The sequence below is a fragment of the Streptomyces sp. genome (assembly GCF_035563135.1).
Taxonomy (GTDB): Bacteria; Actinomycetota; Actinomycetes; order Streptomycetales; family Streptomycetaceae; genus Streptomyces.
The window spans coordinates 1-10931 of record NZ_DATMVN010000303.1; the positions used below are offsets into that span (position 1 = coordinate 1).

Here is a 10931-nt window from a genome sequence, read left to right on the forward strand (position 1 = left end):
TCCCCCGGCGGACACCACGTCAGGCGCTCAGGTACAGCGCGTACTCGCGCGAGAAGGTGTAGGTGTTCCGGTCAGGTCGCTGCCTCTCCCACACCAGCCACACCGTGTCGACTCGTGCGGTTGTACGAAGGCCCGGCCGGATGCTCTTGCCGATCTCCGACGCGAACCGGTCCGAGCGGGCCGCCAGCTCCGGGGTGTCGGTGTCCTGCACCCCGTAGCCACAGGACATGTGCGGCCAGAAGTGCTCCTCGGGCGGCGGGAGCACCATGCCAGCCTTCTCCAGGCCCGCGCGCACCCGCCGGTTGAGCTCAGCGGGGCCTGCTTCCGGCCAGATCTCCACGATGCCCGCGGAACCGGACGCCCGGGTCGGGCCGATCACGAGGTCGAACGGCTTCATCCCGTCCAGCTCTTGTTGGACCAGGACGGCAGCCCGGGCCATCTGGTCCGCGTCCACGCGTGCGCCGTCGGTGTTCAGCTGGCGAACCGACTGGATCGTCATGTGCAGGTCCTCGTCGGCGATCGGCGTGATCACGTCCGGGAACCGGGCGACGACCTCGCGCAGCCGACCGAAGTAGTCCAGGACCTGCCGGTCATGCTGCGGCAGCCACAGCACGTGCGGCTTGATCCAGTCCTCTTCCGGCCCGTCCTCGCTACCCCATAGCCGCTGGGGGCCCATGAATCGCCGCATCACCGCTCCCGGCTGATCCTGGACGGGTCGATCTCGCAGATCACCGGCAGGTGATCCGAGGCTTCCCTCGCGGCCGGACTCGTGTGCGTCCTGTAGCTGACCAGGGCCGGCACGACGGGCCGGGTGGCGTACACCAGGTCGATACGGCGCGCACCCCACGGGTCGGGGTCGCCGCGCCCGTCTTCCCAGTGGCCGACCGTTGCCTGCCACGGCACCTTCAGGTGGGCGGCGGCGTCCACCATGAACCCGCGCCGCAGGAGCACCTCGCTCTGGCGGCGGTCGGCCAGCTGCTCCTTGCCGATCGTTCCCTCCAGCAGCTGGTACTCCAGATCATCGTGGTCATGGTCGAGGTAGGGCTCGGGGTCGTAGAAGGGCTCGCTGTCCGGGCCATTGGCCTTCGCTGCCGACAGGGCGTTGAAGTCCCCCAGTGCGAGGCCGGGCTTGGCGCCGCCGGTGGTGCGGAAGACGCTCTTGATCCGGAACGCTTCGTCGCGGCGCCAGTTCCCGCGGAACGGGTCGCCGTGGTAGGAGGCGACCGTGACCGGCTCAACGGACCCGATGTCGAAGCGCACCGTGGTGAAGCCGTGCCAGAAGTCCGGCGAGCCGTACGGGCGGAAGCCTCCTGCGACCGGCTTGGCGATGGCGGGATTCCACAGGAGCGCCGTGTACCAGCCGCGCGCCAGGTTGTTGGCCATCGCGGTGGGCCCCGGCGTGCCGTCGGCGCGCACGGTGGTCGCGCTCAGCCCGGTCTCCGCGGCGAGCTGTTGGATGACCGTCGACGCCTCGGTCGCCCATTCCTCGGACGGCCGGGTCTCGTCAACGACCACCTCTTGGAGGGCCAGGATGTCTGGGGCGATCTCGCCGATGGCGGTCACGCGTGCCTTCCACGACGCGGTTTCGATCGTGTCGCGGCCGAGCTTGTAGGCGTTGAGGTTGGCAAGACGTATCGTCCGCACGAAGTCCCCTCCTGATGTTCGCTGTGAGTCGTGACTGCGGTCTGCTGGATCTCGACGAGCCGGCGGCACAGGCGGGGCGCGTGCCAGGGCGAACGGCGCGCTCACGTGCCCGTCGCGTGGAGTTCGGTGACCGGAACCGCCGCCGTGCGGGGGATGCCCCATCGTTTCGTGCGCCCATCGGGGGGCGAGTTCGGCCTGCTGGTAGCCGCTCTCACCCCAGCCCCGGAGCGCGGCCGTCTGCTCGGGGGTGGCGAGTAGCCGGGCGAAGGTGCGGCCGCTGGCCGGACCCACCCCGTGTGGGCCCACATCCGTGACGGGGGCGGTCAGACGGAGGCGGGCGCACGGCCCGATGCCGCCGTAGACATCACCGGTCGTCTCTGACCCGCGACTCATGTCCTTGGGCTAGCAGCGGTGCTGCGCGGTCAGCAAGACTGCCGCGAGGGTGCCAGCTTCGGTGATTCGACCGTCGCCGCACATCGCTACCGCCTCTTCCAACGCGACCCAGCGCAGTTCCATGTCAGCCTCACTCGCGTCCCGATGGTGCTCGCCGAGGCTCAAGTCCCGCGCAAGGAAGAGGTGCTCGCGCGTACGCGCCCCAGCGGGCATTCGCCACATCATCGTCAGCAGTTCGACCTCGGCGGCACGGATGCCCGCCTCCTCGGCCAGTTCCCGGCGTGCAGCTGCGCGCGGATCCTCACCAGGCTCACATCCGCCGCCAGGACACATCAGCAGCCGCTGACCGCACACGTAGACGTTCTCTTCCACCAGGGCAATCCGGCCCTGCTCGTCGAGGGCTACGACGCGCACGCCGTCGACCGACTCGGTGTACTCGTAGGTCCCCAGACTTTGGTCTGTGCGCAAGACCGAATCGCGGCGTACCACCACCCGGACTCCCGTGTACTGAACGGTCGATGAGACCGTACTCCAGCCGTTGATCATGCTCACTCCTCCGAGTGATTGTGCTTGCCAGCAGAGGCACGATGCGTTGCTTGGTGGGCTCTCCAGCCTCTCCAGCCACAGGGCTGGAACATAGTGACGCGTCACGTGGGTGACATCTAGCGCAGATGAAGACGCCGGCAGTGGCCATTGATTTCGTGAACGATCGTGCGGACCCGTGGGTATGCGGAGCTGTGCCGGTCAAGGAAGAAGGCAAGATCGCGTAGCAGCATCACGCTTCGGGTGGATGCAACGGCCGGAAGCCGGGTGAGGGCGGTCTCGGCTGCGTCGACGGCGGTGTCCAGGTTGCCGAGCTGGGCCTGAGCCAGGCTGTAGAGGGCTCCGTGACGTAGGGCGGAGCGTTGATAGTCGCCACTCAGCGGTGTCTGTGCCCTGGCCTGTAAGAGCTCGGATGCCCGGGGTAACACCACCAACGGGTCAGCGGTGCGTTTGGCGGCGAGAATGACCAGGCCACGTCCGGCGATGGCGTCGAGTTCGGTCCGGTCGGTGCGGCCGGCCCAGGAGGGGACCTCAGCTTGGAGATCTGCTTGTTCGAAGAAGCGGTTGCTGTCGTCAATCGATGCCTCGAAGGCGTCCAGTTCGCGGGCGCTGGCGTGGGCGATGCCCTTACGGGCGGCGACGAGTGCTCGCACGCTCGGTGCGGCGTGCGCGGCAGCCTCGGTGGCCGTCGCAGCGAGTTGGACGGCATCGGCGGCCTGCCCGTAGTCAGCCGCTTGCCCTGACATGCGGGCGAGGATGCTTGCGACGAGAGCGTGATCGCCTGCGGCATGGGCGGCTCGCAAGGCCATGAGGTAGAGGCGTTGGGAAATGCCAGCAGCGAGTTCGTCATGGTGCATGGAGGCCAGGGTCTGGCAGATCTGGGCAAGAGATCGGGCCAGGTGGGCTCCGGTCTCGGGGGAGTAGTCGCCTTCTTGGAGCAGCTTCACGATGATCGGGACGGACATGCTGATGGTCTGCCGGGCGGAGCTGCCTTCCCTGTCGTCAGCGGCCTGCGCGGAGGAGACCAGACTGTCCACGATCCGCAGTGCGGATGGCGGGACCGCGGTGGTCGGCTTGCGAGGGGCAATGAGACGGGGAATAGGGGCGGCGAGAGATTGCCAGGCAAGCGTTGTCAGGACGGTTCCTGTGGCGGCCAGCACCACCCGGCGTGCGGGCACCGTATCCAGTTCCTTCAGCAGCTTGTGCAGGCCGGTGGTGTCCCAGGGTTGATCGAGCCCTTCGTGTGCGCGGATCACCTCGGTGACAGTAGTCGGGCCGCGGTGGACCCAGACGTCATCGAATGTGAGGTCCCTGCCCAGGGCGGTCGATAACGCTCGGACGACGAGAGCCGGCACGGGGCCGCTCGGGACGTGCCCACGCAGCCACTTGTACGGGGTAGTGCGGTGGATCACGCGGCGGCTGCCAGCCTGGTGGAGTAGCCGGTTCACGCGGTCAGCGAGAACACCGACGTTGTCCCATCCGGTCTCGGCTATCAGATGTCCGAGCCGGTGATTGGGTGAGAGCTCTTTTGACCGAGCCATAGGGCAGCCCTTCAACACAACGATGCATCAGAGAGTGACGGAGAATGTACACCGCGTGGCCAATTGTCCCGGGTCAGTTCCGGGAAGTGGCTCGATCATCCCGGCCCTAGGCGGCAGACGGGGAGGGGCCGCAGCGGGTTGCACAGGTTGCACAGCACCGATCCCTAGCGGCTACGCAGACACACCTAGCACCCTCAAAGGGCTTTGACAGCAGTTGGATTGACGGCCAATCAGGTCCCTCTCGCACCGGTGGCCTCCTACTGCTCTCCGCCTGTTCAAGAGGAGCCTCATGACCGTCATCGTCGGCTTGAACATGAGCCACGACAGCGCCGCGGCGCTCATCGTGGACGGACAAGTTCGCGGGGCCCTAGCCCTGGAGCGCATCACCGGTGTGAAGCGCGGCGTCGTCGCCCACCACGCCTATCCCGCCGCCATGGCCCGCCTTATCGACGCTGTCCTCGCTGACCAGGACCTTGGCCGACGAGACGTCGATCGCTGGATCGCGACCTCCACCGAGACCCGCAGCCAGGGCGAGGAGAACGGGCTGCTGGAAAGCCTTGGGCTGCTCACGGACCCGGCATCTGCGCTCGCGCTGCCCCACCCCGGGCACCACCTCGCCCATGCCAGCGCCGCGTTCTACTGCAGCACCGCAGACCGTCCGGCCGCCGCGCTCGTCATCGACGCTTACGGTTCACGTATCGGCCAGAATGCCCGCGAGCAGGAGAGCGCGTTCCTCTTCCAGCCGACGGGCGAGCCCCGGCTGCTGTGGCGAACGGTACGGCCCTCCAGCAGGATCGCCGGACGCCGCCGAGACGGTGACCTGTGGATCCCGACCGATCTGTCCGGCATCGGAGAGGTCTACCGGGCTGTCACGCTCGCTCTCGGCTTTGCCGAGCCTGGGTCCACCTACGACGACGCCGGCAAGACGATGGGACTGGCCAGCTACGGCAAGCCCTTGTCGAAAGAGCCGCTTTTCATCCACACCGACGGAGACCAGATCCGGTTTGACGGGGCCGCCGCTCACCTCGCCGACCTCGGCTTCGCCACCCGCACCACCGATGGCTACCTGCTTCGCCCCTCACGCAGCGGGGGCGGGTTCGACCACCAGCACTTCGACCTGGCCGCTCAGCTCCAGCGGGAGTTCGAGGCCGCCTGTCTGGCGATGGCCGCCCGGACGATGCAGGAAGCAGGCACCCGCCGCCTTGTGCTGGCCGGCGGCTGCTTCCTCAACAGTGCCCTGAACACACGCATCGCCGCGGAGCTGCAGCCTGAGGATCTGTTCGTGTTCCCCGCTGCGACTGACGATGGCAACGCCGTCGGCGCTGCCCTGTACGCCGACCGAGTCCTGCTCGGCCGCGCCGCCCCCGCACTCGCCTCGCGGATGACCCACGTCTACCTCGGACCATCTCAGGTCACCGGCCAGCAGGACACCATCCAGGCCCTCGCGCAGAAGACCGGCCTGGACCCGGTGACGCACGCCGACGAGCGCGGCGCCGCCGAAGCAGCGGCCGCCGCCGTCGCACGCGGAGAGATCGTCGGCTGGTTCCAGGACCGCGCCGAACTCGGCCCGCGAGCCCTGGGAGCCCGCTCGATCCTGTGCCACCCGGGGATTGCCGGGATGAAGGATCGTCTCAACGCCCGCGTCAAGTTCCGCGAAGGCTTCCGGCCGTTCGCTGCCTCGGTCCTCCAGGAGCAGGCGACGAAGTGGTTCGACCTGCCCTGCCACGACAGCCCGTTCATGCTCCTGGTCTGCCCCGTTCGACCCGACAAGGCGCCGCAAGTGCGGGAGATCACCCACGTTGACGGCACCTGCAGACTGCAGACCGTGGCCGCGGACTTGCCCGGCGGTTTCCGGCTGCTCATTGCGGAGTTCGAGCGGCTCACCGGTATCCCGATGGTGCTGAACACCAGCTTCAACGTGCGGGGCAAGCCCATCGTGGAGGACCCCGCGGAGGCGATCGACTGCCTCTTCGGCAGCCAGCTCGACCGGCTGTTCATCGGCACGATCGAGATCCCCGCCCCCGATTGCCTCGATTTGCGACCAGTCCGTACACCGGGAGCCAGCACCACCGGTCTCGACCCGGAGGAAGCGCTCCTGCTCGACCTGGCCACTGGCCAGCGCCCGCTTCGGGAAGCCGCCGAGCACCTCGGCTGTCAGCCGGACCGGGCAGTCACGATGGCGCTCGACCTACGCCGGCGGGCGCTGCTGGACTGGGACGCCATCCCCGCCTACACAGCCCCAGAACTGCCGATGGCGCAGTACGACCCCCACCACGGGGGCTGACGTGCCCGGTATCGACCTATCCGACCCGGACATGTTCGCCACCACAGGAGGTCTGGAAGAACTGCGGGAATTGCAGCGCAACTGCCCGGTCTATTGGAACTCCGGGGCTGGTACCGGGTTTTGGGCGCTGACGCGGTATGCCGACGTCGTAGAGCTGTACCGAAGCCGGCGGCAGGTCTCCAGCCAGTACGGCATCCACGTCGGACAGCTGCACGAGGCCGACCAGCCGGCCCGCGGCCGGATGCTCGTGCAGTCCGACCGCCGCACACACAGCCGGATGAAGGCCTCGCTCAGCCGGGCCATGACACCCCAGGCCCTCTCCTTCCTCGAGGAGCCGCTGGCCGAGACGGCGCGCACGGTGATCGACGAGGTACTCCAGGCCGGGAAGGTCGATTTCGCTACGGCCGTGGCCACACGGATGACCCTGACCCTGACCGGTCTGATCCTCGGGATCCCCGCCACCGACCGCGAGCAGGTCTCCCGGTGGACCGCCGCGGCCTTCGGCTCCAGCTCCGGCCCGCTTCCCGCGCCCGAACCGAGCCAGCAGGACGTGGCCGAAGCCAACACTGAGCTGTTCCTCTACTTCCAGCAGCTCCTGCACCGTCCCGGTGCGGGCGACGGAGTACTTGCCCGGCTGCGCGCCGACAAACAGGAGAATCTCGGCCTGGAGCAGATCCTCTACAACGCGCACCTGCTGCTCGCCGGCGGGCACGAGACAACACGGCAGGCGCTGGTGGGCGCGGCCAGCACCTTCATCTCGGCGCCCGAGCAGTGGCAGCGACTGCGCACCGACCGTCAACTGTTACCGGGCGCGGTGGAGGAGGTCCTGCGCCTCAGCGCGCCCAGCCTGAACGTGATGCGGACAGCAACCGAGGGCCTCACCATCGGCGGCACCACGATCCGAGCCGGGGAGCGCATCACGGCCTGGCACCCGATCGCCAACCGCGACCCCAGCGTCTTTCCCGCCCCTGACCAGGTCGACATCGGGCGCCAGCCCAACGACCACCTGTCGTTCGGGATGGGCTCACACCACTGCCTCGGGGCCTGGCTTGCGCGGCTGACCCTCACCTGCCTGCTCGACGCTATGGCGCAGCGCGTGACCCAGCTCGCCCCGGCCGGAGACGGGCGACGGTCCCGTTCTCTGCGCACCTGGGGCTACGACTACCTGCCCGTCACCCTGCTCAGCTGACTGGCCTTCACACCCTGCCGAAAGAGAGCACCATGACCACCTCCGCAACGTCATCGGCCCCGGCCGGGACCCTGGATGCGGACGAGCTGACGCTGCTACGCGTAGGTGTCCGCGCCGGGGCCGCCGTCGTCCACCTTCAGCTTTCCTTCGTCCCCGACCGCGTACGCCTCGAAGCCGCCTACCGTGCCGCGGCCACGGATCTGCCCGGGCTGTGCAAGGCGCTGACCTTGTGCGAGACCACGCCTGTGTGGCGGTTCCTGGACGAGCCGCCGTCCCTGACCGTCCACGACCTCGGCGATGCACCCGCGGAATCCCTGACGAAGACCGTCGGTGCGCTGGCCACGGCCTGGGGGAACGAGGTCACCCAGCTGGATCCCGATCCCGAGACACTGTCGCCGGCCGTACGCCTCGGGCTGATCACCGGCCCCGGTGCCGCCGCTCTCCTGCTGGTCCACAACCCGGCCGCACTGACCCTGGAGCAGCAGACTCAGGCGCTGGCCATGGTCCTGCACCGCTACCACCAGCAGGCCGCCGCTGTCTCCTACCGGAACGCAGCCGATCTGACCCTGCCGTCCGCCGTGCCGACTGTTGCAGTAGCAGAGGTGCAGGACGGGGCGCAGCAGCCCCGGTTCTGGATCACCGAGCCCACGGACTCGGCCGGCGGCACAGCCGTATCTTCTCTGGGTGACTTGGTCCAGGTCCGGGTGCCGGTCGGCACCGGCCACTCGCTGGAATCCTTGGTCAATGCGCATCTCGCGGCGGTGCGTATGGCCACCGGTCGCCCGGCCCCGAACATCGCCGTCCAGCTGAGCAGCTGTCACCGCCTGATCGTGACCAGCGCCCCCGTGCCGCCGACCGAGAGCACCGGCCGCCTCGACGACGATCAGGTCGGTGCTGGCCGCGCCCTGCTGGCTGCGACAACCTCGGCCACCCTCTACGAGGTCGCTCGGAGGCTCGGCGTGGTGGAGGTCCTGGACACCCAGGTCCTCGTCGACACACACGGGCCCGCCGCCGACCTGGCCGATCCCGAAACCAGCAAGCTCATCCCGCTGGGAGGCACGTCGCTCGGACCGGCCACCACCCACCCGGCGGACGCAACGGTGCTGCTGCACCTGATCCACCGCCCCAGCACCGGAACCACCGAGCTGCAGCTCGTCTCCACGCGCCTGAACCCGGCGCAGATGCGAGCACTGGACGAGGTCCACAAAACGGCCCTGGCACTGCCGCCCTGCTCCGCTGAGCCGCAGATCCTGACGCGGCCGCACGAGAACCTGACGATGGCCGCCTGGCAGGGGCCGCAGCGTGGCTGGGACCTGCAGACTCCGCTGCATCGGCTCTTGCAGGACCAGTCACACCGCATGCCCGGCCACGTCGCCGTCCAGGACCCGGATCAGCAGCTGACGTTCCGCGACCTGGACGAACGCGCTGCCCGAGTCGCCGCCCGGCTCGCCCAGCTCGGCATCGGCAGCGGGGCGATCGTCGCAGTCCGGGCGCGCCGGAACGCGGACCTGCTGGTGGCCTTCGTCGCGGTCATGAAGACCGGCGCCGCCTACCTCCCGCTGGACCCGCTCGCGCCGGAGAGCCGGACCTTGCACATGCTGCATGACGCGAAGGTCACCCTGGTGCTCAGCGACGCCACCTACGCCGCCAGTACCCCGGACGGCCCGTGGACGGCCTTGGAGATCCGGGACCTGGCCAGTGGCGACCCTGATCCCGGCGCCCCGACGGAGCTTCCGGAAGTCACCGGTGACGACCTGGCCTACGTCATCTACACCTCCGGGTCCACCGGTCTGCCCAAGGGCGTCGAGGTGCCACACCGCGGCCTGGTGAACTACCTGCACTGGTGCGTCGAGCAGTACCTCGGCGAGCGCACCGGCGGCGGGGCAGTGTTCTCCAGCGTCGCCTACGACATGGTCGTGCCGAACCTGTACGCGCCACTGCTCGCCGGGCAGCGCGTTCTGATGATCCCGGAGGGAGCCGACCTCTTCCAGATCACCGAGGTGCTGGCGGAGAACGCTCCGTTCGCATTCTTGAAACTGACCCCCGGACAGCTCGACGCGCTGGCCGAGCTCCTCACCGCGGAGCAGGCCAAGGAACTGACCGGCATGCTGGTGGTGGGGGCGGACGCGTTCACGACCCGCACCCTGGCGCACTGGCGCGACCGGGAACCGACCCGGCACGCACGGATCTTGAACGAATACGGGCCCACGGAAGCCTCCGTCGGCAACAGCGTGCACACGATCGACGACACCGTTGATCTCGGCGTGGAGCTCGTCCCGATCGGCCGCCCGATCGCCAACACCACCATGTACGTCCTCGACGAGGAGCAGCAGCCCGTGCCCGTCGGTGTCCCCGGCGAGCTGTACATCGGCGGCGCCTGCGTGGTCCGCGGCTACCGCGGCCGGCCAGAGCTGACCGCCGAGAGATTCCTGGCCGACCCCTTCGCCGCCGACCCGTCTGCCCGGATGTACCGCACCGGCGACGTCGGCCGCTGGCAGCCCGGCGGGAGCATCGAGTTCCTGGGGCGCCGGGACCAGCAGGTCAAGATCCGCGGATACCGCGTCGAACCCGCCGAGGTCGAGGCCGCGCTGACCAGCCACCCGCAGGTCACCGAGGCCGTCGTCACGGCAGTCGGAAGCCGCCGCGAACTTTTGGCCCTGGCCGGCTACTACGTCGCCACCACGCCGATCGACAGCGGCCAGATGCGCCAGCACCTTGCCACGCGGCTGCCCGACCACCTGGTCCCCACCCACCTGATCGCCATCCCTGCCGTCCCACTCAACGCCAACGGCAAGGTCGACCGCTCCGCGCTCCCGGCGCCCGGAAAGGCCAAGCGCCACGACACCGGACATGCCGCCGTGGACAACGCCATCGGCCGGCAGGTGACCGATGCCCTGGGCCTGAAGCCGGCCGCCGACGCCGCGAGCGAGTTGCCCAACACGCTGGCCTGGACGACCGGTGCCGCCCTCGTGCTCGCCCGCACCCTCTCCCTGCCCCCAAGGGTCGCTCTGAATGCCGTCGACCGGTCGCCGCGTCTGGGGGAGCTGTGCGTTCACACAGCCGAGGCCCACCAGCTCCACCACACGGCCGCGCCGACAGCGTCGGAAGGAGAGGTGAACTGATGCCCGCGCAGCCCGTAAACCGAGACCGGCTCCTGCGCCGCCTTACGGAGCTCGCCCAGATCGGCCGGTCCGAGAACGGCGGTGTGACCCGCCCCGGCTTCAGCCCAGCGGACCTCGAAGCCCGCCGCTACATGGTCCGTGAAGCCGAGAACTCCGGTCTCCCCACCACGGTGGATGCCGCCGGGAATCTGTGGCTCGGGCCGCGCCCGCACCCC

General features: G+C 69.0%; 7 protein-coding genes and 1 pseudogene. 4 read left to right on the plus strand and 4 right to left on the minus strand.

All coding sequences use genetic code 11. From position 1 onward, the window contains the following. Positions 1-19: 19 nt before the first annotated feature. The 4 genes from VN520_RS13265 to VN520_RS13280 form a co-directional block, all read right to left on the minus strand. A complete protein-coding gene (locus VN520_RS13265; protein WP_325747092.1) occupies positions 20-688 on the minus strand; it encodes a 2'-5' RNA ligase family protein in 669 nt (222 codons plus the stop codon). After that, on the minus strand, positions 688-1644 hold the full coding sequence (locus tag VN520_RS13270) for an endonuclease/exonuclease/phosphatase family protein (RefSeq protein WP_325747093.1): 957 nt from the start codon (positions 1642-1644) through the stop codon (positions 688-690). Before VN520_RS13270 ends, VN520_RS13265 begins: the two co-directional genes overlap by 1 nt. A 402-nt stretch (positions 1645-2046) precedes the next feature. Beyond that, positions 2047-2583 carry an NUDIX hydrolase gene (locus VN520_RS13275; protein ID WP_325747094.1) on the minus strand — a complete coding sequence of 179 codons (537 nt, stop codon included), beginning with the start codon at positions 2581-2583 and terminating at the stop codon, positions 2047-2049. A 116-nt stretch (positions 2584-2699) separates the two neighbouring features. Continuing rightward, positions 2700-3836, minus strand: coding sequence for a hypothetical protein (locus tag VN520_RS13280; protein WP_325747095.1), 1137 nt, complete (start codon positions 3834-3836; stop codon positions 2700-2702). Between the two features lie 574 nt (positions 3837-4410). On the opposite strand from VN520_RS13280, the gene VN520_RS13285 reads away from it, so the two are divergent. The 4 genes and pseudogenes from VN520_RS13285 to VN520_RS13300 form a co-directional block, all read left to right on the plus strand. After that, positions 4411-6405 carry a carbamoyltransferase C-terminal domain-containing protein gene (locus VN520_RS13285; protein ID WP_325747096.1) on the plus strand — a complete coding sequence of 665 codons (1995 nt, stop codon included), beginning with the start codon at positions 4411-4413 and terminating at the stop codon, positions 6403-6405. A gap of 31 nt (positions 6406-6436) precedes the next feature. After that, a complete protein-coding gene (locus VN520_RS13290) occupies positions 6437-7594 on the plus strand; it encodes a cytochrome P450 (RefSeq protein ID WP_325747097.1) in 1158 nt (385 codons plus the stop codon). Positions 7595-7626: 32 nt separating this feature from the next. Beyond that, positions 7627-10716 carry an amino acid adenylation domain-containing protein gene (locus VN520_RS13295; RefSeq protein WP_325747098.1) on the plus strand — a complete coding sequence of 1030 codons (3090 nt, stop codon included), beginning with the start codon at positions 7627-7629 and terminating at the stop codon, positions 10714-10716. After that, positions 10716-10931 (plus strand): annotated as a pseudogene (locus VN520_RS13300) (hypothetical protein); the annotation flags it as partial. The gene VN520_RS13295 and the pseudogene VN520_RS13300, both read left to right, overlap by 1 nt.

Bases quoted from the DNA above. Each gene is read 5' to 3' on its own strand.
- VN520_RS13265 (WP_325747092.1), bottom strand. From the start codon at position 688: ATGCGGCGATTCATGGGCCCCCAGCGGCTATGGGGTAGCGAGGACGGG.
- VN520_RS13275 (WP_325747094.1), bottom strand. From the start codon at position 2,583: ATGATCAACGGCTGGAGTACGGTCTCATCGACCGTTCAGTACACGGGA.
- VN520_RS13285 (WP_325747096.1), top strand. From the start codon at position 4,411: ATGACCGTCATCGTCGGCTTGAACATGAGCCACGACAGCGCCGCGGCG.
- VN520_RS13290 (WP_325747097.1), top strand. From the start codon at position 6,437: ATGTTCGCCACCACAGGAGGTCTGGAAGAACTGCGGGAATTGCAGCGC.
- VN520_RS13295 (WP_325747098.1), top strand. From the start codon at position 7,627: ATGACCACCTCCGCAACGTCATCGGCCCCGGCCGGGACCCTGGATGCG.